The sequence below is a fragment of the Paraburkholderia lebeckiae genome (assembly GCF_050436225.1).
GTDB classification, from domain to species: Bacteria; Pseudomonadota; Gammaproteobacteria; order Burkholderiales; family Burkholderiaceae; genus Paraburkholderia; species Paraburkholderia tuberum.
In genome coordinates, this window is the sequence record NZ_JBNDLU010000001.1 from 1,929,303 (window position 1) to 1,955,183 (window position 25,881).

The 25,881-nt window shown below is 63.4% G+C and carries 22 protein-coding genes; 13 read left to right on the forward strand and 9 right to left on the reverse strand.

Annotation, left to right across the window (positions count from 1 at the left end):
• Nucleotides 1-26 precede the first annotated feature (26 nt).
• Both OKW45_RS08955 and OKW45_RS08960 read right to left on the reverse strand, forming a co-directional pair.
• The gene (locus OKW45_RS08955) at nt 27-1,634 is read right to left on the reverse strand and encodes a carboxyl transferase domain-containing protein (protein WP_018423016.1); all 1,608 of its coding nucleotides are present in this window, start codon (nt 1,632-1,634) and stop codon (nt 27-29) included.
• A gap of 52 nt (nt 1,635-1,686) precedes the next feature.
• Nucleotides 1,687-2,868: an isovaleryl-CoA dehydrogenase gene (locus tag OKW45_RS08960; RefSeq protein WP_184062902.1), complete on the reverse strand. Its 1,182-nt coding sequence runs from the start codon at nt 2,866-2,868 to the stop codon at nt 1,687-1,689.
• A gap of 247 nt (nt 2,869-3,115) precedes the next feature.
• Between OKW45_RS08960 and OKW45_RS08965 the strand changes: the two genes are divergently transcribed.
• From OKW45_RS08965 to OKW45_RS08975, 3 genes are all read left to right on the forward strand, one after another.
• The gene (locus OKW45_RS08965; protein ID WP_429467340.1) at nt 3,116-3,898 is read left to right on the forward strand and encodes a TetR/AcrR family transcriptional regulator; all 783 of its coding nucleotides are present in this window, start codon (nt 3,116-3,118) and stop codon (nt 3,896-3,898) included.
• A 39-nt stretch (nt 3,899-3,937) separates the two neighbouring features.
• On the forward strand, nt 3,938-4,861 hold the full coding sequence (locus OKW45_RS08970; protein WP_429467342.1) for a DUF72 domain-containing protein: 924 nt from the start codon (nt 3,938-3,940) through the stop codon (nt 4,859-4,861).
• Nucleotides 4,862-5,124: 263 nt separating this feature from the next.
• Nucleotides 5,125-6,243, forward strand: coding sequence for a 3-deoxy-7-phosphoheptulonate synthase (locus OKW45_RS08975; protein ID WP_429467344.1), 1,119 nt, complete (start codon nt 5,125-5,127; stop codon nt 6,241-6,243).
• A gap of 244 nt (nt 6,244-6,487) precedes the next feature.
• Here the strand turns inward: OKW45_RS08975 and OKW45_RS08980 are convergent, their stop codons facing one another.
• Nucleotides 6,488-6,766: an HU family DNA-binding protein gene (locus OKW45_RS08980; protein WP_013092091.1), complete on the reverse strand. Its 279-nt coding sequence runs from the start codon at nt 6,764-6,766 to the stop codon at nt 6,488-6,490.
• Between the two features lie 348 nt (nt 6,767-7,114).
• Between OKW45_RS08980 and OKW45_RS08985 the strand changes: the two genes are divergently transcribed.
• The gene (locus OKW45_RS08985; RefSeq protein WP_429467346.1) at nt 7,115-7,498 is read left to right on the forward strand and encodes a hypothetical protein; all 384 of its coding nucleotides are present in this window, start codon (nt 7,115-7,117) and stop codon (nt 7,496-7,498) included.
• A 242-nt stretch (nt 7,499-7,740) separates the two neighbouring features.
• Complete coding sequence (locus tag OKW45_RS08990; RefSeq protein WP_429467349.1) at nt 7,741-9,714, forward strand: putative bifunctional diguanylate cyclase/phosphodiesterase; 1,974 nt, start codon at nt 7,741-7,743, stop codon at nt 9,712-9,714.
• A gap of 27 nt (nt 9,715-9,741) precedes the next feature.
• Here OKW45_RS08990 and OKW45_RS08995 read toward each other — a convergent pair whose 3' ends face one another.
• Complete coding sequence (locus tag OKW45_RS08995; protein WP_429467351.1) at nt 9,742-10,455, reverse strand: DUF899 family protein; 714 nt, start codon at nt 10,453-10,455, stop codon at nt 9,742-9,744.
• Nucleotides 10,456-10,741: 286 nt separating this feature from the next.
• Between OKW45_RS08995 and OKW45_RS09000 the strand changes: the two genes are divergently transcribed.
• Nucleotides 10,742-11,689, forward strand: a complete 948-nt coding sequence (locus OKW45_RS09000) for a LysR substrate-binding domain-containing protein (RefSeq protein WP_429467354.1) — start codon at nt 10,742-10,744, stop codon at nt 11,687-11,689.
• Nucleotides 11,690-11,771: 82 nt separating this feature from the next.
• Nucleotides 11,772-13,052 (forward strand): MFS transporter, encoded by a 1,281-nt coding sequence (locus tag OKW45_RS09005; protein ID WP_429467356.1) that lies wholly within the window; start codon nt 11,772-11,774, stop codon nt 13,050-13,052.
• Between the two features lie 42 nt (nt 13,053-13,094).
• Here the strand turns inward: OKW45_RS09005 and OKW45_RS09010 are convergent, their stop codons facing one another.
• Complete coding sequence (locus OKW45_RS09010; RefSeq protein WP_429467359.1) at nt 13,095-13,715, reverse strand: peroxidase-related enzyme; 621 nt, start codon at nt 13,713-13,715, stop codon at nt 13,095-13,097.
• A 177-nt stretch (nt 13,716-13,892) separates the two neighbouring features.
• On the opposite strand from OKW45_RS09010, the gene OKW45_RS09015 reads away from it, so the two are divergent.
• The 6 genes from OKW45_RS09015 to OKW45_RS09040 all read left to right on the forward strand — a co-directional run bounded on the left by OKW45_RS09015 (nt 13,893) and on the right by OKW45_RS09040 (nt 19,977).
• Nucleotides 13,893-14,309, forward strand: coding sequence for a cupin domain-containing protein (locus OKW45_RS09015; RefSeq protein WP_429467362.1), 417 nt, complete (start codon nt 13,893-13,895; stop codon nt 14,307-14,309).
• 270 nt (nt 14,310-14,579) lie between these two features.
• A complete protein-coding gene (locus tag OKW45_RS09020; RefSeq protein ID WP_429467364.1) occupies nt 14,580-15,599 on the forward strand; it encodes a VTT domain-containing protein in 1,020 nt (339 codons plus the stop codon).
• 247 nt (nt 15,600-15,846) lie between these two features.
• Entirely contained in the window at nt 15,847-16,068 is a 222-nt protein-coding gene (locus OKW45_RS09025; RefSeq protein WP_026226309.1) for a hypothetical protein, read from the forward strand.
• Nucleotides 16,069-16,336: 268 nt separating this feature from the next.
• Entirely contained in the window at nt 16,337-17,146 is an 810-nt protein-coding gene (locus OKW45_RS09030) for a gamma-glutamyl-gamma-aminobutyrate hydrolase family protein (protein WP_429467367.1), read from the forward strand.
• On the forward strand, nt 17,139-18,473 hold the full coding sequence (locus OKW45_RS09035) for a glutamine synthetase family protein (protein ID WP_018423272.1): 1,335 nt from the start codon (nt 17,139-17,141) through the stop codon (nt 18,471-18,473). Before OKW45_RS09030 ends, OKW45_RS09035 begins: the two co-directional genes overlap by 8 nt.
• A 49-nt stretch (nt 18,474-18,522) precedes the next feature.
• Nucleotides 18,523-19,977: an aspartate aminotransferase family protein gene (locus OKW45_RS09040; RefSeq protein WP_429467370.1), complete on the forward strand. Its 1,455-nt coding sequence runs from the start codon at nt 18,523-18,525 to the stop codon at nt 19,975-19,977.
• 245 nt (nt 19,978-20,222) lie between these two features.
• Here OKW45_RS09040 and OKW45_RS09045 read toward each other — a convergent pair whose 3' ends face one another.
• The 4 genes from OKW45_RS09045 to OKW45_RS09060 form a co-directional block, all read right to left on the reverse strand.
• Complete coding sequence (locus tag OKW45_RS09045) at nt 20,223-22,196, reverse strand: alkaline phosphatase family protein (protein ID WP_429467373.1); 1,974 nt, start codon at nt 22,194-22,196, stop codon at nt 20,223-20,225.
• A 1,005-nt stretch (nt 22,197-23,201) separates the two neighbouring features.
• Nucleotides 23,202-23,474 carry a hypothetical protein gene (locus OKW45_RS09050; RefSeq protein WP_018423275.1) on the reverse strand — a complete coding sequence of 91 codons (273 nt, stop codon included), beginning with the start codon at nt 23,472-23,474 and terminating at the stop codon, nt 23,202-23,204.
• A gap of 524 nt (nt 23,475-23,998) precedes the next feature.
• Nucleotides 23,999-25,027, reverse strand: a complete 1,029-nt coding sequence (locus tag OKW45_RS09055; protein ID WP_018423277.1) for an ABC transporter substrate-binding protein — start codon at nt 25,025-25,027, stop codon at nt 23,999-24,001.
• 25 nt (nt 25,028-25,052) lie between these two features.
• Nucleotides 25,053-25,847 (reverse strand): hypothetical protein, encoded by a 795-nt coding sequence (locus tag OKW45_RS09060; RefSeq protein ID WP_429467375.1) that lies wholly within the window; start codon nt 25,845-25,847, stop codon nt 25,053-25,055.
• Nucleotides 25,848-25,881 lie beyond the last annotated feature (34 nt).

Genomic DNA, 25,881 nt, shown 5'->3' on the forward strand with positions numbered 1-25,881 from the left:
CGGTCGCATCGCGGTGACGCGGGCCATCACATTCTGAACACGCCGAAACGCGTATCTTCGATCGGCGCGTTCATCGCCGCCGACAAACCCAGCCCAAGCACGTCGCGAGTTTGCGCGGGGTCGATCACGCCGTCGTCCCACAACCGCGCGCTCGCGTAGTACGGATGGCCCTGATGCTCGTATTGCTCGCGGATCGGCTGCTTGAACGCCTCTTCTTCCTCCGCGCTCCAGTTGCCGCCCTTCGCTTCGATGCCGTCGCGCTTGACGGTGGCGAGCACCGACGCGGCCTGCTCGCCGCCCATCACCGAGATGCGCGCGTTCGGCCACATCCACAGGAAGCGCGGCGAATATGCGCGGCCGCACATGCCATAGTTGCCCGCGCCGAACGAACCGCCGATGATCACCGTGAACTTCGGCACCTTCGCGGTCGCGACCGCGGTGACCATCTTCGCGCCGTTCCTCGCGATGCCTTCGTTTTCGTACTTGCGGCCGACCATGAAGCCGGTGATGTTCTGCAGAAACACGAGCGGGATCTTGCGCTGGCAGCACAGCTCGATGAAGTGCGTACCCTTGAGCGCCGACTCCGAAAACAGAATGCCGTTGTTCGCGACGATGCCGACCGGATGCCCCCAGATATGCGCGAAGCCGCAGACGAGCGTGGTGCCGTAGCGCGCCTTGAATTCGTCGAACGCGGAATCGTCGACGATACGCGCGATCACCTCGCGGATATCGAACGGCTTGCGCGTGTCGACCGGAATCACGCCGTAGATGCTCTGGGTGTCGTAGCGCGGCGGCTTCGGCTCCTGCAATACGAGCGGCGCCGGCTTCACGCGGTTCAGATGGCCGACGATGCTGCGCGCGATGCCGAGCGCATGCGCATCGTTCTGCGCGAGATGATCGACGACGCCCGACAGACGCGTATGCACGTCGCCGCCGCCGAGATCTTCGGCGCTGACCACTTCGCCGGTCGCGGCCTTGACGAGCGGTGGGCCGCCGAGAAAAATCGTCCCCTGGTTCTTGACGATGATCGACTCGTCGCTCATCGCCGGCACATACGCGCCGCCCGCGGTGCACGAGCCCATCACGACCGCGATCTGCGGAATACCCGCGGCCGACAGATTCGCCTGGTTGTAGAAGATGCGGCCGAAGTGATCGCGATCGGGAAATACGTCGTCCTGATTCGGCAGATTCGCGCCACCCGAGTCGACGAGGTAGACGCACGGCAAGCGGTTTTCGCTGGCGATTTCCTGCGCGCGCACGTGCTTCTTGACGGTGACCGGATAGTAGGTGCCGCCCTTCACGGTCGCGTCGTTGCAGACGATCACGCACTCCTGTCCCGCGATGCGGCCGATGCCGGTGATCACGCCGGCGCCCGGCGCGTCGTCGTTGTACATACCGTACGCGGCGAGTTGCGACAGTTCGAGAAACGGCGTGCCCGGGTCGAGCAGTTGCGCGATCCGCTCGCGCGGCAGCAGCTTGCCGCGGCTCGTGTGCTTGTCGCGCGCGGCCTGCCCGCCGCCCTGCGCGAGTTGCTCGATCTTCGCGCGCAGATCGGCGACGAGCGCTTCGAGCGCCGCTGCGTTCGCGCGAAAGTCGTCCGAGCGCGGGTTCAGTTTCGATTCGATGATCGGCATGACGTCGCTTCTCCAAAGTGCGGCGTATTGAGGGGGCTCACGCGCGCTTGCATCACAGCGTTTCGGCAAACAGCTCCCGGCCGATCAGCATGCGACGAATCTCGCTCGTGCCCGCGCCAATTTCATAGAGCTTCGCATCGCGCCACAGACGACCGACCGGATACTCGTTGATATAGCCATTGCCGCCGAGAATCTGGATCGCCTCGCCAGCCATCCAGGTCGCCTTTTCGGCCGTGTACAGAATCACGCCCGCGCAGTCCTTGCGGACCTGGCGCACATGGTCGTTGCCGAGCGTGTCGAGTTGGCGGCCCACCGCGTACAGATACGCGCGGCATGCCTGCAGCGTCGTGTACAGATCGGCGACCTTGCCCTGGATCAGCTGGAATTCGCCGATCGACTGGCCGAACTGCTTGCGGTCGTGGATATACGGCACGACCGCGTCCATCACCGCGACCATGATGCCGGTCGGGCCGCCCGCGAGCACCGCGCGCTCGTAGTCGAGACCGCTCATCAGCACTTTGACGCCGCCGTTCAATGCCCCAAGGATATTTTCCTCCGGCACTTCGACGTCCTGGAACACCAGCTCGCCGGTGTGCGAGCCGCGCATGCCGAGCTTGTCGAGCTTCTGCGCGACCGAGAAACCCTTCATGCCCTTCTCGACGATGAACGCGGTAATGCCGCGCGAATTCGCTTCGGGATCGGTCTTTGCATAGACGACCAGGGTGTCGCAGTCGGGGCCGTTGGTGATCCACATCTTGGTGCCGTTCAGCACGTAACGATCGCCCTTCTTCTGGGCGCGCAGCTTCATGCTGACCACGTCCGAGCCCGCGTTCGGCTCGCTCATCGCGAGCGCGCCGACGTGCTCGCCCGACACGAGCTTCGGCAGATACTTGCGCTTCTGCGCGTCGGTGCCGTTGCGATGAATCTGGTTCACGCACAGGTTCGAATGCGCGCCGTACGACAGGCCAACCGATGCCGACGCACGCGAAATTTCCTCCATCGCGACCATGTGCGCGGTATAGCCCATGTTCGCGCCGCCGTACTCTTCGGAAACCGTCATGCCGAGCACGCCGAGGTCGCCGAATTTGCGCCACAGGTCCATCGGGAACTGATCGGTGCGATCGATTTCCCCGGCGCGCGGCGCGATTTCTTTGGCGGCGAACGACGCAATGCTGTCGCGCAGCATTTCGATCTCTTCGCCGAGCGGGAACTGCAAACCGGGCAGATTGGGCATTGCGGTGTCTCCTGAGTTCATGGGCGGCCGCTGGTGGAACGCGAAGCGGCACGCGAAAGCATGTCAACGCGCATTTCACGCCTGATTGACGTAAGCGTCAATAGGTATTTTTGAGTGTTACTCAGAAATTTACAAACGCGCATCAGCCGGTCGATTCGGTGCTACGATCGCGTTCAGCGGGCACAGAAGCAGCGTTCAAACGCCAGCTCGATCCCCAATCCGCATCACAAATCTGAATTTTACTCATATGACGGTTGCCGAGAAGGCCGGATTACCTGTCTCGCGTCGCCAGCCGGCCGGGCGCAAGTCGCAGCGGCGCGTGAAGGAGATTCTTCAGGCGGGGCGCGACGTGTTCTCCGAAAAGGGCTACGAACGCGCGACGACCGCGGAAATCGCGCAGCGCCTGGGCGTTTCCGAGGCGACGGTGTTCAGCTACTTTCGCGGCAAGCGCGAGTTGTGCGCTCGTGTCATCGGCGATTGGTACGACGAGATCATCGACGCAATCGAAGCGGGTTTGCCGCGCGACGGCAACGTGCGCCAGCAATTCGCGTTCATCGTGCGCATGCATCTGCGGCTGATGCTCGTGAATGGCACCGATCTGTGCGCGCTCGTGCTGTCCGAAGGCCGCGCGCGGCATCACGAACTGAGCGAAGCGCTGACCGAACTGCAGCGCCGCTACACCGCGCCGTTGATGCGCGTGCTCGCGCAAGGCCAGCAAAGCGGCGAGATTCGCTCCGACATGCCGCTGCGCCTGTTGCGCTCGATGGTGTTCGGCCCGATGGAGCATGTGCTGTGGGACGCCACGCTGACGAACCGGCAGATCGATATCGACGCCACCGCCGATCAGCTGATCGACGTGCTGTGGGTCGCGCTGACGCCGCCCGACCTCGCGCTCGGCGCGTTGCAGCGCTTTCGCGTGGAAGTGGCCGCAGCGAGCCGTCGTTTCGACGAAGCCAGCGCCGCGGCCAGCGAGGGCAAGCCCGAGGCCACCGGCCCGGCAAGCGCCGCGCGCCGCGAGAAAAGCGGCTAATCTACGAGCTTTCCCGCCGCAGCCCGAAGGAGAGCCCAAGTGCCCGCAGCGACAAGCGCGAAGGAAAGCAACAAGCGAAGCGAGAAGTCTGGCGAAGAACGCGGCGACAAACCGAAAGCCGCAAAGAAAGCGCCAACGAAAAAATCAACCGAAACGTCGTCCAGATCCACGTCCGCCCCACGCATTCGCATCGGCATCGGCGGCTGGACCTATGCGCCGTGGCGCGGGCCGTTTTATCCGGAAGACCTGACGCAAAGCCGCGAACTCGAATATGCGAGCCGGCATCTGACGTCGATCGAAATCAACGGCACGTTCTATGGTTTGCAGAAGCCGGCCAGCTACGAGAAGTGGTATCAGGAAACGCCCGACGATTTCGTGTTCTCGCTGAAAGCGCCGCGTTACGCGACCAACCGCAAGGTGCTCGCCGAAGCGGGCGACACGATCGAGCGATTCTTCGCAAGCGGCGTGCTGCTGCTCAAGCAGAAGCTCGGGCCCATCAACTGGCAGTTCGCGCCGACCAAAAAATTCGACGCCGACGATTTCGAGGCCTTTCTGAAGCTGCTGCCCGCGAGCATCGAAGGACAGAAGCTGCGGCACGCGGTCGAGGTTCGTCACGAGTCGTTCAGGACACCGGACTTCATCGCGCTGGCGCGCAAGTACAAGGTCGCGGTCGTGCTCGCGGCCGACAGCGAGTATCCGCAGATCGCCGACATCACCGGGCCGTTCGTCTACGCGCGCATCATGGGCACGAGCGAAAAGCAAGCCAATGGCTATTCGACGAAAGCGCTCGACGCATGGGCCGAACGCGCGCGCCAGCTCGCCGCGGGCATCACGCCCGACGATCTCGAGACCTGCGCGGAGCCGCCCGCGAAGGCCGCCACGCGCGACGTCTATCTGTATGTGATCAGCGGCTTCAAGGAGCGCAATCCGGCCGCCGCGATGGCGTTGCTCGAGAAGCTCTGAATCCGCCGCGCCGCCTGCCCGCCGGTCCGCCCGCCATGAGGCCGGCGCGGGTGTCATAATCGCGCCAGCGCATCCGTGCGCGGTCGCGTCGGCTTCGCGTCAAGCCCGACGCAAGACCTTGCGTCAAACCTTGCCCGAGGCACGCAGCAACCCAACCCGCACGGTCCACGTCAAACCCACGCGGCGCCCGCGCGCCCTCATCGCGGCGGCGCTCGCATAATCAGGCGGCAAGGCCGCCTCATCAACCGATTGCGGAGAACATCTTGAGCGCCCTCGACAATCCCCTGCACGATCAGGAAGTCGGCTCGGCCGACGCCACCCAGGACACCACGCGCATCGACGACGTGCGCATCGGCGCGGTCCGTCCGCTGATTTCCCCCGCGCTGCTGCAGGACGAACTGCCGGTGCCGCCCGCGGTGCAGTCGCTGGTCGAGAAGACTCGCATCGAAATCGCCGACATTCTGCACAGCCGCGACGACCGGCTCGTGCTGATCGTCGGCCCCTGTTCGATTCACGATCACGACCAGGCGATCGAGTACGCACGCAAGCTGAAGGCCGCCACCGATCATTACCGGGACGATCTGCTGATCGTGATGCGCGTGTACTTCGAGAAACCGCGCACGACGGTGGGCTGGAAAGGCTATATCAACGATCCGCGTCTGGACGGCAGCTTCCGCATCAACGAAGGCCTGCGTCTCGCCCGGCAATTGCTACTCGACATCAACGGTCTGGGCCTGCCCACGGCGACCGAGTTTCTCGACCTGTTGAGCCCGCAATACATCGCCGATCTGATCGCGTGGGGCGCGATCGGCGCGCGCACGACCGAGAGCCAGAGTCATCGTCAGCTCGCGTCGGGACTGAGCTGCCCGATCGGCTTCAAGAACGGCACCGACGGCGGCGTGCAGATCGCCGCCGACGCGATCGTCGCGGCGCGTGCGAGCCACGCGTTCATGGGCATGACGAAAATGGGCATGGCCGCGATCTTCGAAACACGCGGCAACGACGACGCGCACGTGATCCTGCGCGGCGGCAAGAAAGGGCCGAACTACGACAGCGCGTCGGTGCAGGCGACCTGTGAAGCGCTGGGTTCAGCGGGTCTGCGCGAGCAGGTGATGATCGACTGCTCGCATGCGAACTCGAACAAATCGCACTTGCGGCAGATCGAGGTCGCGGACGATATCGCGCGACAACTGTCGGAGCGCGAGCGCCGCATTGTCGGTGTGATGCTCGAAAGTCATCTGGAAGAAGGCCGTCAGGATCTGAAGGCCGGTGTGCCGTTGCGTTATGGCGTATCGATCACGGATGCCTGCGTGAGCTGGGCGCAGACCGAACCGGTGCTCGCCACGCTCGCCGAGGCAACCCGCAAGCGTCGCGCGGGCTGACAGGGCAACGCACGGACCGCCCGATCGCGATGGCCGCGACGGGTCCGCTCTAGACTCGATCGAAGCCGGTCGAGCCCACGAACGCCTGGCTCAAGGAGCCAGACACACGCGCCGCACTACCTGCCGGCGAATCGCCTGGCCGGGTGGGGCAGCGCGTGATCCTCACGCCCGACGCATCACTCACGCGCGCCTCACAGCGGGGCTGCGGAGCGCACCGCGAATGCTCCGGCGTGAAGCGCGTTGCTTACGACGCGTTGACGGCTTCCTTGAACGCCTTGCCTGCGGTGAACTTCACCGTCTTGGCCGCGGCGATCTGGATCTCTTCGCCTGTCGACGGATTGCGGCCCACGCGTGCCGCGCGCGCGCCGGTCGAGAACGAACCGAAACCGACCAGTTGCACCGTATCGCCGCTCACCACGGCCTTGGTCACTGCCTCGACGATCGCGTCGATGGTCTGGCCGGTTGCCGCTTTGCTTTCGCCCGTCGCTGCGGCGACTGCATCAATCAGTTCCTGTTTGTTCATAGCACTTCCCGTATGGTAATCATGGAACCGGCGCCCTCTGAGGCGCCGGGACCGACACACTAACGCATAGGCGCACCTTCGCGCAAACCCTTGTGTAAGGCTTGTATCAAGGCAGAGGCGCCGGTTTGACGTTTTTGCGCCCCAAACTGCCATAAGAATCGCGAGCTTATGCGCGCGCGCCGCCTTATGAGCGTTCGCCGCGCATCACAATCCGTTGCAATTTCAGTACTTTAGGTCGCGTTACGCGATCCCGCGCCGCCTTCCCGATGACGATAGCCCTTTTCGCGATGCGCGGGCCCACCATTTGCAATACACGTCACAGGTTAACTATCGACAAGACATAAAGAAGTGAGAATTCGCCACTTTGCAACATGCGCGCTGCTCGCCGCGTTGTCGTCGGCGGCGGCCGCGGCCGACGACAACGCGTGCGCGACCCTCGTCGGTCCGACGAACTCCAGCGCCGCGCAGAGCTTTTCGCTACGCGACGGCGAACCGGTGGACTTTGTTGGCGGCGGAAAAACGGTGCACGGCAAGCTGCTCGTGTTCAGCGACGGCGACGTGTTTCGCGCGTACTGGCAGCCGGATGACAGCCCGGAAAAATACGTGCTCGCGAATGCTGGCGCCAACGCGGTCCGGCTCGTCGCGGCCGCGCCGCGCGGTACACCCGCGCCGGCCGGCCTGCCCGGCACCGCCATGCGGCCGCAGCGGGTGCTGTCGTGCCCCACGCTTTGAGCATGCTCGAAGGCCGCCATTTGCTCGAGTCTCGCGATCGGCATCCGGCACAAACGTCTGGTTCCAGCGCCGCCGACGCGCGCCGCCAGGTAGTACTTACCGCCCGACGATCCGTAAGCGCGCAGCCGGGTTCACAGCCCCTGGACTGCGATGCTCCGTTATCCCCTCGGAGCGCTCAAGTTAATCAGCCTCGCGCCGATATAAACAGCTGCGTTTAACGCGCAAACGTTAAAGGGATGGCGATGGCTTGGCTTGCGAGATTGAAGAAGGCACTGTCGGTCGCCGAGGGTGACCGGGAGCTGATGCGTGCGCAGTTGCACGCGTTCGGCCGCCAGGTACCGCTTCTCTACTTCATCCTGCTCGTCAACACGGCGGCGGTGGCGGCGACGCATCTGGACAGCGCGCCGGCCTGGCTGTCGATGTATGTGCCCGGCACGCTCGGCGCGCTGTGTGTGTATCGCTGCGTGCGCTGGTGGCGCAAACGCAACCATAAGATGACGGACGCTCAGGCGGTCCGCGAATTGCGCAGCGTGACATGGATCGTCGGCGTGTTCGGCGTCGCGTTCAGCGTCTGGTCGGTGCTGCTGTTTCCGTACGGCACCGCCTACCAGCAGGCGCAGGTCGCGTTCTATATGGCGACGACGCTGGTCGGCAGCATGTTCTGCCTGATCCATCTGCGCAAGCCCGCGCTTCTGCTGCTTTGCATCGTCATCCTGAGTTTCTCCGGGTTCCTCGTGTCGAGCGGCTCGCCGGTGTTCTTCGCGATGGCCGTCGACATGGCGCTGGTCGGCGTCGCGCTCGCGGTGGTCATCCAGCTTTACTGGCGCACGTTTGCAGACGCGGTGCACGCGCAACGCGAACTGCAGGCAAGCCAGCACAACACCCAACGGCTCAGCGACGACAACTACCGGCTCGCCAACATCGACAGTCTGACCGGCCTGCCGAACCGGCGCAGTTTCTTCGCGGCGCTGAGCGCGATATCGGAGCAGGCGCTCGAAACCGGTGGCGGCTTCAATGTCGGTCTCATCGATCTGGACGGCTTCAAGCAGGTCAACGACATTTACGGTCACGCGAGCGGCGACCTCGTGCTGCAGGAAGTCGGCACGCGGCTCGTGTTGATCGGCGAAACGGGCCTGATGTTCGCGCGTCTGGGCGGCGATGAATTCGGCGTGCTCGTGCGCCACAAGGTGTCGAACGAAGCGCTGGTCGAGTTGGGGCAGCGTATCTGCGATGCGCTCAGCCAGCCTTATCAAGTCGCCGACAATGTCGCGGAGCTGTCGGGCACGATCGGCTGGGCCGCGTTTCCCGACGCGGGCTCGACGGTCGCGCAGGTGTTCGAACGCGCCGACGCCGCGCTCTACGTCGGCAAGGAAAACCGCCGCGGCATGCCGGTGATTTTCTCGACCGAACACGAAACGCAGATGCGGCGTCTAAGCCTCGTCACGCAGGAGCTGCGCCATGCGGACCTCGAAGCGGAACTGTTCCTCGAGTTCCAGCCGATCTACGATCTGCTCACGCGCCGGCCGATCGGCCTCGAAGCGCTCGGGCGATGGCACAACGCGCGGCTCGGCATGGTCAGGCCGGAGGAATTCATTCGGATTGCAGAGCGGACCGAGCTGATCCTCGGCATCACCGACGTGCTGCTGCGCCAGGCGCTCGCCGAGGTGGCGCACTGGCCCGCCGATCTGTATCTGTCGTTCAACCTGTCCGCGATCGATATCTCGACGTCGGCGCGCGCGCGCCGCCTGATCGACATCGTCGCGGCAAGCGGCGTGTCGCCGCATCGCGTGACGTTCGAAATGACCGAAACCGCGTTGACGCGCGATTTCGAGCAGGCGCACAGCGCGATGACGATGCTGAAGCAGGCCGGCTGCCGGCTGTCGCTCGACGATTTCGGCACCGGCTATTCGAGCCTCAGCTACGTGCATCGGCTGCCATTCGACGCGATCAAGATCGACCGCAGCTTCGTGAGCGACGTCGATACCAACAGCGCATCGAAGAAGATCATCAAATCCGTGATCGACCTATGCCGCAACCTCGGGCTCGAATGCGTGGTGGAAGGACTCGAAACGCCGTTGCAGTCCCAGGTCGTGAAGGCGCTCGGCGCGCGCGCGGTGCAGGGCTATCTGTTCAGCCTGCCGATGCGGGCGAGCGCGGTCGGCACGTTTCTGTGGACCGCGCTTGCCCAGAGCCGCGCGGCGGAGACCCATCCGTAGCGCTCGATCGCTCCATGGCAGCGCCGCTCAATACGCCAGCTTCGGATACCAGTCGGTGCCACGGCCGCCCGGCGTCATGTCGAGGATCGTCCACAACGGCATCGGATCGGGCGCGCCGCGCGGATCCTGTCCGGGGTCCGACGTCGACGGCCCCATCTCCTCGGCCCAGAAGTGCCGCACGAGGCCGCCCGTGCGCGTGAATACGTTCAGCGCGGGAAGGTCGTCGCCGGCGGGATCTTCGGCCGCGTAATCGCGATTGAACGTGTTGCCGCCCGACGAATACAGCCGCAGATGCCGCCAGCCGCGCTCCTGCTTGAACGCGACGAGCCTGTCGATCGGCGAGCGGCCGATCACCGCGAACGCGACGCGCTGCAGGATATCGGGCATTTCGCCGTCCCACGCGCTCAGTAGCGACGTGCACATCGGGCACGGCCGCGCGCGTTGCGGTCCGAACATCCAGTTGTAGGTCACGAGCGTGTCGTGCGCGCCGAACATCTGCGATAGCGTGACCGGGCCCGCTTCGCCGTCGAAGCGGTAATCCTCCGGCACGACGCCGCCCGCCGGCAGCGCGCGACGCTGCGCGGCGACACGCTCGATCTGGCGGCGCAACTCGATCTCCTCGGCGAGCAACGCGTTGCGCGCGCGTCGATATCCGGGGCTCTCGCCGGGAAAACGCGAGGGCAAGTCGGCCAGTTCGCGGGCCGGTTTCAGCGTATGTATCGAAGTGTTTGCGTCGTTCATCAGTCATCTCCTTGTGAGAAATCGTCAGAAAAACGGACGGAAGACGAGCGGGCATCGTCGCTTTGCCGCCCTTCCTGTAGGGACGACGAACGAGGCTGCGGAGAATCGACAGGCCTCGCCATGATTTTGCAGCGGCGGCTTTTTGCGGCGATTTTGCCGGCGGTTTGACCACCCGCTCGCCAGGCGCCGGCGCAAGGTATGCTTGCGCCAAACAGCAAGCTCGTTACACCCGCCAACACCACCCGGCACACGCGCCACGCACGACGCGGCGCCTTGGGGAACGCACATGCCGCTTCGTCTGCCACCCCTGCCCGCGCTTCGCTTTTTCGAAGCGGCCGGCAGGCATCAAAGTTTCAAGCTCGCCGCCGCCGAGCTGAACGTCACGCCGAGCGCGATCAGTCACGGCATCGTCGGACTCGAGGGAGCGCTCGGCGTCGAACTGTTCGTGCGCGAGCCGCGCGGCATCTCGCTAACGGCGATTGGCGCGGATTATCTGTCGTACGTCTCCGAGGCGTTTTCGCTGATCGCGATCGGCACGCAACGTCTTCCCAATCATCGCGCGGATCGGCCGATCGCGCTCAGCTGCGCGCCGACCTTCGCGTCGCGCTGGCTGCTGCCGCGCCTCGCCGGTTTTCGCGCGCGCTGGCCGCATGTCGTCGTGAGCGTGGACACGTCGCGTCGCCAGGTCGGCTTTCCGGTCGACGGCTTCGACTTTGCGATCCGCATGAGTCGCGCGCCGGTCGCCGGCACGGCATGGACGCGCCTGTTCGGCGAGCGCTTCGTGCCCGTGTGCGGCCCTGCTTATCTGGAAACGCTGCGCGACGAGCACGGCGTCCCGAGCCTGCGACGCGCGACGCTGATTCACGTGAACGCCGCGAGTGAAGACTGGCTGGCGTGGCTCGACGCGACCGGTACCGGCGGCATCGATACAGGCGGCGGCTTGCACGTCGACACGATCCAGCTCGCCTTCGAAGCGGCCAGCATGGGCCTCGGCGTCGCGCTCGGCCGCAGGCCGCTGGTCGACGGCGATCTGGCGAGCGGCGCGCTGGTCGAGGCTTGCGCGGCCACCGTCGCATCGACCACCGCCTACTGGCTGGTCAGCGCGGAAAATGCGGACAGCGCGATCCGGCGGCCCGAGCTCGCCGATTTCAAACGTTGGCTCGTCGACGAGGCGGCGGCCTTCGACGCGCATGCGGACGCGGCGGCGGACGACGACGTAGCAACGCATAGGTGAGCCACGCTCACCTGTCGTCGAAATCTTTTCCTTTGCCGGCTGCGCGGCGGGCTGCGACGATGGTGGCCAAGGAGGAGCCGCCATGTCGACGACCCATAGCAAGCAACCCGCCCCCGCCCTGGCTCCCGCGACGACCGTCACCGCGACGCTCGTGATCGTCGCCGGTGCGCTGATCCTGAGCGCCGCGATGGGCATCCGCCAGACCTTCGGCCTGTTCATCGGCCCGTTCTCGTTCGACCGCGGTCTGCCGGTCACGCTGATCGCTTTCGCGATCGCGTTGCACAACCTCGTGTGGGGCTTCGCGCAGCCGTTCGCGGGCGCGGCCGCGGATCGCTATGGCTCGGCGCCGGTCGTCGCGTTCGGCGCTTCGACGTTCGCGGCCGGCCTCGCGCTGTCGGCGGTCGCCCCGAGCGGTGCGCTGCTGGTGATCGGCATGGGATTGCTGGTCGGCATCGGCGTAAGCTGCACGACCTTCGGCGTGGTGTTGCCGGCGGTCGGCCGCGTTGCGTCGCCGGAGAAGCGCAGCGTCGCGATGGGGCTCGTCAGCGCCGGCGGCTCCGCCGGACAGGTGCTGATGGTGCCGCTCGTACAAGGCATCCGGCTGCATTCGGGCATCGCGACATCGCTATTCGTGCTCGCTTTCGCCATGCTGCTGATCGCGCCGCTCGGCATTGTGCTCGACCGGCGTGCGCAGATCCACGCGACGGCTCAGGCGCGGTTCGAGGACGTGCCCGCGGCGCCGCTGCGCGAGGTTCTGTCACAAGCGATGCGCCATCGCGGCTACCGCTTGCTGACGCTCGGCTTCTTCACCTGCGGCTTTCAGCTCGCGTTCATCGCGACGCATCTGCCCGAGTATCTGACGCTGTGTCATATGCCGATCGGGCTGGGCGCGACCGCGCTTGCGCTGATCGGCCTGTTCAACATGGCGGGCAGTTGGGCATGTGGTTGGCTCGGCGGCCGGTTCCGCCAACATCATGTGCTCGGCTGGCTTTATCTGATGCGCAGCGCGACGATCGCCGCATTCTTCGCGCTGCCGAAAAGCGCTGTCTCCGTGGTGATTTTCGCGGCGGTGATGGGCCTCACGTGGCTCGGCACCGTACCGTTGACGAGCGGGCTAGTCGCCAAGGTGTTCGGCACGCGTCACCTCGGCAGCCTGTTCGGCGTGTGCTTTCTGAGCCATCAGATCGGCTCGTTTCTCGGCGCGTGGCTCGGTGGCCTCGTGTTCGATCTGACGGGCTCGTACTCACTGCTATGGGTAGCGACGGTCGCGGCGGGATTGATCGCGGCACTGCTGCATTTCCCTATCGACGACACCGTGGTAGTGACGCCCGCGCGGCGTTCATCTCGCCCCGCGCAGGCGTGACGCGAATTGCCGATAGAGATGCTGAAGCGATTCCAGTCGAGGCTAGTTTTTCGGTGCATCCGCCGCGGCTTTCGGCACACGCCCCATCAGATAGAACTCGTCGTTCGGACGCATCGAGATCACGTTGGCCATCCGGTTCGACAGCCCGAAAAACGCGGTGATTGCCGCGATGTCCCAGATGTCTTCATCGGTGAAGCCGTGGCCGCGCAGTGTCTGGAAGTCTTCTTCGTCGACCGTGCCCGACGCGCGGCACACCCTCAGCGCGAAATCGAGCATCGCCTTCTGGCGGTCCGTGATGTCGGCCTTGCGGTGATTGACCGCGACCTGATCGGCGAGCAGCGGCGCTTTTTCGTAGATGCGCAGAATCGCGCCGTGGGCGACCACGCAGTAAAGACAATCGTTGACCGCGCTCGTCGCGACCACGATCATCTCGCGCTCGCCTTTCGTTAGACCGCCCTCCTTCAGCATCAACGCATCGTGATAAGCGAAGAACGCGCGGAATTCGTCGGGCCGATGCGCGAGCGTCAGAAACACGTTCGGCACGAAACCCGCTTTCTCCTGCACTTCGAGAATGCGGGCACTGATGTCTTCGGGCCACTCGCTCGGCTCGGGGACCGGGTAGCGGCTGATGGGCTGAAGGCTGATGGGCTGAAGCGTGGCCATGCGCTGTCTCCGTGATCTCTGTCGGGATATGCCGACCATTGTAGCAACGCGATTTCGCGGCCGCCCGCGCTTCACCAGGTCCGCTCGAACACGTCCGACATTGCCGCCCGTATCGTCTAGACTTTCAGTTCGGCATGCGTGAAGCCGCCCGGCACGGCGGCGACGAAAGGAGCGACCATGTCAAACGTTACGCACGACGCGCGGGCCCCGGTGGTCAAGGTGCGCCCCGAACGGGAAATGGCGACGATGCAGCGGCTGCCCTATTTCCTCGGCATTTCGGCGAGCACCGCGGGCAGCACCGGCCTGTCGATGTACATGGTCGTAGTCCCGCCTGGCGGCCATGCGGAGCCGCACTTTCACGCCGACTACGAGACCGCGATCTATATGCTCGAAGGCAAGATCGAGACGCGCTACGGCCCAGGCTTGCGCGAGTCGGTCATCACCGAGCCGGGCGACTTCCTGTTCATTCCGCCGGGCGTGCCGCATCAGCCGTTCAATCTCGACGCGAACGCCGCGGCGCGGGCGATCGTTGCGCGCAATCACGCGGGCGAGCATGAGCGCGTGGTGCCCTATGATCCGTCCGAGGATGCGTGAGGCAACGGGCCTCTTCCCGGACCGCCTCGCCTGAAGCGAGGCAAATCATGCTTCTCAAGCCGGTTTGATCCACTTGCCGCGCGGCGCATGCAGGCCGCGCCGCGTCGTGCGCCGCGCCCATTCGTCGGTCGCGCGCGATTTCGTCGGCGTTCTTTCACGACGCCGACTCGCCACCTGTGCTTAAATCCGTCTTTCGCGTCGCTCGAGGCATGTATCGGCCTCGGCGCGGACGATTCTTTTTTCTTTTATTGGCTTATCAGGAGCGCGGTTGTGTGGCATTTCCCGGTCGCTATTCCACCGTCTGCCGGCGTGTGGGCCGTCTTCGTGAGCGTGCTCGTCACGCAGCTCGGCATGCCGATTCCGGCCGCGCCGACGCTGATTCTCGCTGGAACGATGGCCGCGGTGGGAGAAGCCTCGTACGTCAACATGATCTGCGCGGCGGTCGGTGCGACGCTGATCGCCGACTCGCTGTGGTTTTTCACCGGACGCGCGTACGGCCGCCGTCTGCTCAATTACCTCGTGCGCTTCTCTCTGTCGCTGGACACCACGGTACGCGTCGCGCGCAATACCTATGAGCGCTATGGCGCACCGATTCTAACCGTCGCGAAGTTCCTGCCCGGTCTCGGCCTGATTTCCGCGCCGCTGCTTGGCACGACCGCTATCGGCGTCGGCGTGTTTCTGTGGTGGGACATGGTTGGTGCCACGCTATGGGCCAGCGTCTGGGTGATCGGCGGCGGCGCCCTGCACCACCAGATCGTGCAAATGCTGCTGCTCGTGCGACACAACGGCGGCACGATCTTCGATACGTTCGCTGTGATCTTCGCGGCGGTTCTGGTGTATCGCTGGCTGCGCCGCTTGCAGTTTCGTCGCTGGCTCGCGCATACGCGCATTACGCCCGATCAGCTCGACGCGATGATGAAGTCGAACGAACCGCCGCTGATTCTCGACGCGCGCCCGAGCACCGTGCGCGAAAAGGAATCGCACCGCATTGCCGGCGCCCGGCCGCTCGATCTCGAGTCGCCCGATCCGATTCATCCGGAATACCTGGAGCGGCCGATCGTCGTCTATTGCGTGTGTCCCAACGAAGCGACCGCTAAGCGCATCGTCAGGCAATTGCATCGGAAGAACATTCATCATGTGCGCGCGCTGAAGGGCGGTCTCGATGCGTGGGAAAAGCGCGGCTATGCGGTCGAGCCGCTGCCGCCCGACTTCAATACGGCGATGGCACACATGCTCGAAGACAAGGGCAACGAAGGCGAATACACGGTGCGCGCACGTCTCACGGAGTGAATGAGCAGTAGACGAAACACGCGGCATCACGCTCGATGCCGCTTTGCCAAAATCCAAAAATAAATTGACGGCATTTTTAGCTCGTATATCCTTGCTATTGGGAGATCGCGTGGGCGGCGCGGCGAATTGAGCTACTACCGTCTAGTACCATTTCTTCTCGATCAACCCGTGTCCTGTTTCTTCAATATCCGCTGTGGATTCGAAACAGGCCGTTCAATACCCTCAACTACGCCAGTCGAGTGTCATCGTGAGAGTCCGAGGCCCTTTGGTGAATTGGAATCGCAGTCAGGCGCGTTGTACTTGCGCTGACGGCGCCAGCGCCGACGGCAGCAACGGCAGCCTTGCGTTTCGCCGCTTTCTGTCCGTCATCACAGTCCTGTCGCGTCGTTCCGTTCGACGCCGCAACGTCCTCTCCGCGCGCGCGTTCATCGCGGTGCGCACAGACGAAGTCGCTTCGCTGCTGCCGTAGCGCCTCTCCTCTTTCATCTCTTTTCGCTGTTCGATTCGTCCGTTTGCACGCGTTTTCGCGAGCTGGCTGGTTGCGTCCGCGCGGCACTGACTGATCACCGCGCATCGCGACGGATTCAATCGAACCGCTTCTAATCTGGTAAGCGCTGCGCGTTATTGCGCGGATTCGCTTTGGCGTCGACTCGCCGTCGCGTTTTCCCACCTCGCCGCGCGCGCTATTTAACGCCGTTCACGTGGTGTGCGGCGTGGGATCGACACGCCTATTCGTTATGCGAAACCAGCCAATAGTAGGAATCACCGCCGATAGAACGATGCTCGGCGCCCATCCGTCGCACGTGGTCGGCGAAAAGTACATCGCCGCGATCGTCGAGGGCTCGCACGCGCTCGCGATGCTGGCGCCGGCTTTCGGTGGACGTCAGCGCATCGACGATGTGCTCGCCGCCGTCGACGGCTTGTTATTCACCGGCAGCTATTCGAACGTCGCGCCGCAGCGTTACGGCGGCACTTCGACCGAGCCCGACACATTGCACGACCCCGCGCGCGACGCAACCGCGTTGCCGCTGATCCGCGCGGCGGTTGCGACGGGCATACCCGTTCTCGCCATCTGTCGCGGCTTGCAGGAAATGAACGTCGCGTTCGGCGGCACCTTGCATCAAAGCGTTCATGCGGTCGGCGGACTGAACGACCATCGCGAGAACAAGGACGACTCGCTCGACGCGCAATACGCCGCATCGCATTCGATCGTACTGACGCGCGGCGGCATGCTGCAGCGCCTCGCGGGCTGCGCCCACGAAGCGCGGGTGAATTCATTGCACGGTCAGGGCATCGCACGACTGGGCGTAGGCCTCGAGGTCCAAGCCCTCGCAGCGGACGGCCTGATCGAAGCAATCAGCGTCAGTAACGCCCGCGCATTCGCGCTCGGCGTGCAATGGCATCCGGAATGGAAACATGCTGACGACGCGTTATCGACCGCGATATTTCGCGCCTTCGGCGACGCGTGCCGCCAGCGCATGAATACACGAAACCCTGCACACATGACCCAGGATGCGGACCAAAACAGAGAGAACAATCATGCATGACATCGACGAATTTCTGAAAAAGCATCACGTCACCGAAATCGAAGCAATTATTCCGGACATGGCCGGCATCGCGCGCGGCAAGATCATTCCGCGCAGCAAGTTCGAATCGGGCGAATCGATGCGTCTGCCGCAGGCGGTGATGATTCAGACCGTCACCGGCGACTATCCGCAAAGCGATTCGCTGACCGGCGTCACCGATCCCGACATGGTGTGCGTACCCGACGCGAGCACGATCCGGATGATTCCGTGGGCAGTCGACCCGACCGCGCAGGTGATTCACGATTGCGTGCATTTCGACGGCACCCCGGTCGAAATCTCGCCGCGCTCCGTGTTGCGGCGCGTGCTCGATCTATATAAGGCGCGCGGCTGGAAACCGGTGATCGCGCCCGAGCTCGAGTTCTATCTGGTCGACATGAACCGCGATCCCGATCTGCCGTTGCAACCGCCGGTCGGACGTACGGGTCGCGCGGAAACCGGACGCCAGGCGTATTCGATCGAAGCGGTCAACGAATTCGACCCGTTGTTCGAAGACATCTACGAGTACTGCGACGTGCAGGAACTCGAAGTCGATACGCTGATACACGAAGTCGGCGCCGCGCAGATGGAAATCAACTTCATGCACGGCGATCCGCTCAAGCTCGCGGACAGTGTGTTTCTCTTCAAGCGCACCGTGCGCGAAGCGGCGTTGCGTCACAAGATGTACGCGACTTTCATGGCGAAGCCGATGGAAGGTGAACCCGGCTCGGCGATGCACATGCATCAAAGCCTCGTCGATATGGAAACCGGCCGCAACCTCTTCACCGCCGCCGACGGCGAGCCGACCTCGCTGTTCACCGGCTATATCGCCGGCTTGCAGAAATATACACCGGCGCTGATGCCGATCTTCGCGCCGTACATCAATTCGTACCGGCGTCTGTCGCGTTTCATGGCCGCGCCGATCAATGTCGCGTGGGGTTATGACAATCGCACGGTCGGCTTCCGGGTTCCGCATTCCGCGCCGGTCGCGCGCCGCATCGAGAACCGGATTCCAGGTGTCGATTGCAATCCGTACCTGGCGATTGCCGCGACCCTGGCGGCGGGCTATCTCGGCATTACAGAGCGGCTCGCCGCGACCGAACCGCTGGCGAGCGACGGCTATGCGTTGCCCTATCAATTACCGCGCAATCTCGAAGAAGGCTTGACGTTGATGAGCGCGTGCGAGCCGATTGCCGAAGTACTCGGCGAGCGGTTCGTCCGCGCGTATCTCGCGTTGAAAGAGACCGAATACGAAGCGTTTTTCCGCGTGATCAGTTCGTGGGAACGCCGGCATTTGCTGCTGCACGTTTGAGTGCTGCGGGCCAATCGGTCAATGAGAACCTTGAAAAGACGGAGGCAGTATGAGCTATAAGACTGAAGACGTGATGTATGCGGAAAAGGAAACGTCGCAGCATTGCGACACGAAAGACGCGCCGACCTCGCAAGCCACATCGCGCAGCACCGCCGAATACCGCGCGCTCGATGCCGCGCATCACATCCATCCGTTCTCGGATATGGGCTCGCTCAATCGCGCGGGTTCTCGCGTGATCGTCAAGGCGCAAGGCGTGTACCTGTGGGACTCGGAGGGCAACAAGATCATCGACGGCATGGCGGGGCTCTGGTGCGTGAACGTCGGCTACGGCCGCCAGGAGCTGGCCGACGCAGCATTCCGGCAGATGCGGGAACTGCCGTACTACAACACGTTCTTCAAGACGACGCATCCGCCCGTGATTGAACTGTCTGCGCTGCTCGCCGAACTGACGCCCGCGCCATTCAATCACTTTTTCTACTGCAATAGCGGCTCGGAAGGCAACGACACCGTGCTGCGCATCGTCCATCAATACTGGGCGACGCAGCGACAGCCCGCGAGGAAGTTCGTCATCGCGCGCAAAAACGCTTATCACGGGTCGACGATCGCGGGCGGCACGCTCGGCGGCATGGCTTATATGCATGATCAGATGCCATCGAAAGTCGAGAACATCGTACATATCGATCAACCCTATTTCTTCGGCGAAGCGGCAAGCGATCAGACGCCGGAAGAATTCGCACTGGCACGCGCGCGGCAGCTCGAAGCGAAGATTCTCGAACTCGGTGCGGACAATGTCGCCGCATTCATCGGTGAGCCTTTCCAGGGAGCGGGCGGCGTGATTTTTCCGGCTGACACGTATTGGCCGGAAATCGAGCGCATTTGCCGCAAGTACGACGTGCTGCTCGTCGCGGACGAAGTGATCGGCGGCTTCGGCCGAACCGGCGAATGGTTCGCGCATCAGCACTTCGGCTTCGAGCCGGACCTGATCACGCTCGCGAAGGGACTGACGAGCGGTTACGTGCCGATGGGGGCTGTCGGTCTACATGATCGCGTCGCCCGCGCACTGATCGACAACGGTGACTTCAATCATGGCCTCACCTACTCCGGGCATCCAGTGGCGGCGGCCGTCGCGCTTGCGAATCTGAAACTGCTGCGCGACGAGAGGATCGTGGAGCGCGTCAAAGCGGATACGGGTCCGTACTTTCAGAAGAAGCTGCGTGAGACGTTCGCCGGTCATCCTATCGTTGGCGAGGTCAGCGGCGCGGGTCTCGTGGCGGGCGTGCAACTCGCCGAGGGGCCGCTCGAGCGCAAGCGCTTCGCGAATGGCGGCGATGTCGGTACGATGTGCCGCGACTTCTGCTTCAACGGCAATCTGATCATGCGCGCGAGCGGCGACCGGATGTTGCTGTCGCCGCCGCTCGTGGTCAGCCGGCCGGAAATCGACGAAATCGTCTCAAAGGCAAAAGCGGCGATCGATGCCACGGCGCGGCAGGTGGGCATCCGATAGCACTGCGTGGTTGCGATTCAGTTTCCCTCAGCCCTCGAGTGCCCGCTCAGCCTTCAAATCGCCCAACCCTCCGGGACGCGCGGCAACCGGCCCGGAGATACATCGAACGCCGACCCGAGGACGTGCCCGTGCGCCACAGCGGAATCAACCGTGTGGCGCCCTGATGGAGCCGCCGTGACCGCCGCCGGAACGCGCGGCGGTCCTACTTTACGTTGTACCGGTCGCGCGAGCGTTCCAGGTTATGGTCAGAAAGGCCACCAGCCCTTACCGCCGTTGCCTGCATCATGGTCCGGGTGCGACCCGTCATGATGCCCGTGCGTGTCTGAGTCCCGGTCGAAGTCGAAAAGGTCGAACAGGTCGCCGATCGCAGGCGCATTGACCGGCACGTATGGGTTATCGCTGTACTGGACCGGGTTCGGCAAGTTGTCACGACTACGTCCGGTAATCGGTGGCAGCCCCCAGTTGCGCTCGATGAACTTGACCAACGACGCGTGATCCGCATAGCCGTGCGAAATGCGCCCGCCAGCGGAATACTTCGACACTGCGATCATGGGGATACGCGAGCCGTCACCAAAGTAGTCGATGGGCTGCACATAGCCGGAATCGTAGTAGCCGCCGCCCTCGTCGGTGGTGATGAGGATCGCCGTAGTGGCCCATAGCTTCGGATCGCTCTTCACCGCGTCGACCAGTTTTCTCACGAATGCCTCGTAAAGCCCAAACTTCGACGATGTCGGATGCCCATCGAGCAGTCCGCCAGGCTTCACGAACGACACAGCTGGCAGATTGCCCGCCTGGATATCCGCATACAGGTCTGGCAAGTCCGCAAGATGTGTGTCCCGGACGTGCTTTTTCGTCATGATCGACGTCTCGTACAGGAACGGATTGCAGATGTTGCAGTAGACGCTTGTCGACGGATCCTTGATGAAGCTGTTCCAGCCCTCCCCGTAGTACTTCCACGGGATCTTGCGATCAAGCAGCGTGTCCCCGACGGTGCGCACGGGTGACGGGGGGATCGTGAACGGCGACTTCGTTCTGTCGAGCACTGTGCCGTCGCCGTTATATCCCGGGTTGTAATTGTTGAGCAGGTAATAGTGCTTCGGCGCGCAGTTCGGCTTGGGATCGTAGGGCAGCGATTCAAGGTATTGGCGGATCGCGCCGACGCCGGGCTGGCCCGGGTCCGAACAGTTGCTATAGCTGCCCCCCGAGTAACCGTCCTGGGTGTACCAGTTGTTGGTGCCGGCCAACGGATCAACGTTCTCGATCTGATCCGACGGCGGCGTTGCCGCATTGCCGTTGCCGTCGGTGTAGTAGTACGCATCAGCCGCACCGATCATGATGCTGTTCGCCCCGGTTCCGCCCATCACCGGTTGGTGATAGTTATCGCTCATCGCATATTGCTGGGCCAGTTTCGTGAAGTACGGCATGTCGCCGTTGTTCACGTTGTAGAAGCCAAGCGCATTCGAGCCTTCGCCGGTGGTCTGATCGGTAAAAGGCGTCGGTTGCGGCTTGCCGTTGCTGCCCGCGCCGATGGTGGTTTCCACCCATGCGAACAGATCGCCGAGGCACCCGCTCGGATTCTCGCGGCTCGCATGTGCGACGGCACAATCCGCTTGCTGCCACGCCTGATAGAAGCGGTGCACCGGACCGCCCATGTACGCATCGTAGAGTGGCGGCTGCAATAGATATGGACCGCTCGGCAACGCGTTGTAGTTGGCCACCCGCGAATCCTTTACATCCTTCGGCAGTCCGGTCGCGCCGCTCAGCAACTGATCGATGTCGGACGCCTCGAGTGCCGTGCCTTCGGCCTGCACGGCCGCATCGTGAGTCGCGAAAGGTGGCGGACTTGCGTCGCTAGCCGCCGTCGGCGCACCGCCGGTATTGGGGGCCGGCAGCGGCATGTACGGGGTTTTGTTCGGCGGGACTAACGCAAATTTTGCCGGTCCAACCAATTGCGCTTCGTATTGCTGCGCCTGGTTGAAGTTCGGGCCCGGCGAACCATCTGCATTGACGATGCCCCGCGACAGCAGATTCCACACTGATTGGCCTTGCGGGGGTTGGTAGGTGCCGAACACGTGGTCGAACGTTCGGTTTTCGCCGACAACGATGATCACATGCTTGATTGGCGTTAGGGTCTGGGCCGCATGATCGTCCCTTGCCGCAGACACCCCTGTGGGCATCGTAGCGAATGCGAGCGCGGCCGCTCCCGCAACTGCTGACATCGAAAGTCGTAGGTACAGATTATTGCATCGTTGTGACAGGTGGAATGTCGCCATTTGCCGTCTCCTTACCGTTGGTTACAACGGTAAGACCTTAGGGTTCCTGCATGAACATGGAGAGTCGCTCGCATTACAGTTGGCTGTCGTCGGGCTGCCTGAGCGCATTGCGTCCACGATAGGGCGATTGATTACTGACAAGTGTCCGAAACGGCCGAACCATGGCTATGAATGGCCGGTTAACTACTTCGGCGGCCATGACATTTGCGCAGTGTTCCGGAAAGGACAGCGGCGGCGTGTCGATTGGCAATAGGCATGGCCGTCGCACGCCGGCGTCATATGCCTGCAACTGGCCAAACGCGCTGGGGCGCGGAACGCTCGCCTGACGGATGCAGATTCGCCGCACCCATTTCCTCATCATGCCCCTTGGGCTGAATCTGTCGACGGATCGTTTGATCGATCGATCCGGATTGATACGTCATCGGAAACTGAACGTCGCTCCGAAAGCGAGTTGTTCAGACCAGCGCGCGCCCTTACCATTCGACGATGGCCTCGTATCGAGTGCCGTCTTTCATCCGTCTAACGCATCACAGGACCCACCCATGACCCACCAGATCGTTTTGCTCCCTGGTCTGCTTTGCGACGACGCAGTGTGGTTTTGCGCCGTTTGCGAGATGCTATTCGTAACCCACGGGTGCGTGTCCCCTTCGTCGGCAACTACGTGCCAGCTGTGACCAGTATCACGGAAGGCAGGACAGGCTACCTATATCGAGATGTGGCGCGGTAGCAGTCCACCCCGGGACCTGCTAATCATGACACTCGATCCGATCTCGTTCACAAGCGGTCTCCTTGCTGTTTTTTTACTGCCAACCGAAGCACCGTATAGCTCGATTGTGAGACCGGCGGCGCAAATCATGAACTAGCGTCGTTCCGGCGTGACTCGCAGTCACTGCGATCCTCACCTGGATCGGCACACTTTTCGCAGATCAGCCGTTGCAGTGAGACTCGCCATCATCCATTGCAATCGCAGCTCTGCGGCATGCACAGCGCGGCGAAGCGCATCGCGGGACTCGCTTCGGTGGGCGGGAATACGCACCATTCACCATTGTCATGGCGGAAGAAAAACATCGACAGCATGCCGGTCGGGCGCCGCGTCTGCACCAGTGCATAGCGCCGCCGGTTCGCCGGCGTGTGCCCGAAGCGCATGACGCGGACGGGGTTCGCCAGTCCCAGGCCAAGCCACTTGTCGACCAGCGAGTGCAGGGAGTTATCGGCGGCGCGCATGACTGCTCTCCTTCGGCTGCAATGGATATACCGTGCCTTGACCCGGTGGCAGCGAACGCTCCTGATGGTGCGGGAGCGCTTGCACGGCAAAGATCCAAACTGCTGACCACGATTCAACAATAGCGGCGCCGGATAAACACAATCTGAAATCTGCATTACAAAAATTTAAGGAATTCTTAGGGTTGCCTTTAATGCGCAGCCGTACTGTGCCTCCAACCTATTCGAGCGACCCGTTCCAGGTGCTCGCGAGACCGTCGCGCATCGCATTGCTTTTTGCAGCGAGACGCCCAGCCCCTGGCTCCCGCCCGAGGAGCGGCAGGCGGTGCTGCGGCGGTTCTATCGCGCGGAGACGAGCAGGCATACAGCCGGCAGCAGCCTTGGGCTCAGCCTCGCCGCCGCCGTCGCGACGATGCACGCGTCGGCGCTACGCTTGAACGACGTCGCGACCGGCTGCAGCATCGCGCTGTATGGGCCGCGGGGGCGGAACGCAGCCGCACGGCCCCGCGCGAATAAAACGCTTCTGCTCAGTGCAGCGTACGCAGCGCTTCATCGACGAACGCATTGGTGTAGGTCCGATCGACCTTCACCGACCCGTAAGCCGGATTCGCCGCGGCGAGCACCTGCCACTCCTTCGTCGCGCCGTCGTCCGGCATGCGTCCGTCGTTCGCGAACATCGGGATCTCCTCCTTCAACACCTTCAGATAAGCCACGCGGTCCTTGCCGCTGATCTCCGGCGGAATGACAGCCAGGAGCTGCTCGGGGGAATGGGAATTGATGTACTGCAGCGTGCGCACGAACGCGCCGGCCAGGTGCCGCGCAATCTCCGGATGCGCCCGAACGCGTGCGCCCGACATGTAGACCGTGCTCGACGGAAACAGCGTGCCCAGACTCCGGCGCGTGCCGTCGACCGACGTCAGGTCCGCGAACACCGTGGCCACGCCTTTCGACTCGTAGAGATCCCCGTCGGGCGTCGGCGCTACGACGAAATCGGCGCTTCCGTCACGCAGCGCGTCGATGTTCTTCTCCTTGCCGTCCGTCCCGAGCCGCGTGTAATCGCCGATGCCGTGACCGCCCGCCAGCATGAGCGCGTTCGCGACCGTGCTCTTCGACGACCCGGCGCCGCCCGCAATGAAACGCGCGCCCTTGAGGTCAGTCACGCTCTGGTATTTCTCCCTTGCCTGGTTCGCGACGAGCACCTTCGCGCCCGGCGTCACGCCGAGCGTGACAACGGCCTGCGTATCGATGCCGTGCGCCTGGTTAACCACGTTGTGATGGTAGTAGGCGACCACCGCGTCGACCCGTCCGTCATTCAGCATGTCGGCCGTCGACACGTCGTCGCGGATGTTCATGACAGTCACGGCCATCTTGCCGTCGTTCAGATAGCCGAGACGCTCCGCCAGCACCACAGGGAAATTGCGGATGGCCTTAATCTCGTCGACGAGCAGGACGATGCGTTGCGGCGCCGCATCGGCAGCGGGCGTGGCCGGTTCGGCGGCGCTTGCCTGCCCACCGACCAGGCAAGCGGCAACGAGCGTAAGTGCGATTTTTTTCATCGGATCTTCCTTGCGAGCAGAGAGCTCATTGACTTACGGCGATGGGATCGGCGATCACCACCTGTTCTTCGGTGCGCACGTTCTTCTTGCTGTCGCTGATCGCTTTCCATTCAGGGTTGTGCGTCAGGCGCTCGCGGACTTTGTTCACCACCGCCTCGCGCGCGCTGAGGGCCGCCTCGTCCCTGTACTGCAGGAGTACCATCGCGGTCCACTGGCGGCCGGCCGGAAACTGGCTCGTATAAAGCGAATAGCTCGACAGGACGCCCTCGTCCATCCATCCCTTGAATTGCGGAATCACATAGGCGTCCGCGTACTTCTCGTAGTCGCCTGCTGAGACCAGTGTCTTGTACGGGATGACCACGTAGACCGGATTCGCCGCCTTCGCGTCGAGCGCCTCCGCGCGTTTGGTATTAACCGGCGTCGTATGGATTGAAGTCGTCACCGCGAGCGCCTTCCCGGACAGCGCCGCGGGCTGCGCCTGCTCGAGCGTACGCCAGCGGTACAGGTCGTCGGGCGTCGCGAACGTCAGCAAGGCCATTGCGTCCCAGTTGTCCGAATCGGCATAGCGATTGAACAGCAGGCTGTATTGCCTGATTCGCCCGTCGTGCTTCCAGCGCGCGAGCTCGCGCGCGGTCGAGTGCGCCAGCTCGTGGCGCAACGCGGGCCGGTTCGCGGGCAAGGTCTGGTAGGTGATGATCAGCGACAGCGCGTCGTTATCCGACGGCTCTGTCGCCCGCGCCGCGCTGGGGGGCAGCATGCCCGCCAGTACGACCGCGATGGCGAAGACACGGCCGATGGCCCGAATGGAGAAAAGATTCATGATGATTCGGTGAAGGTTGGGCATGGAAAGGGCT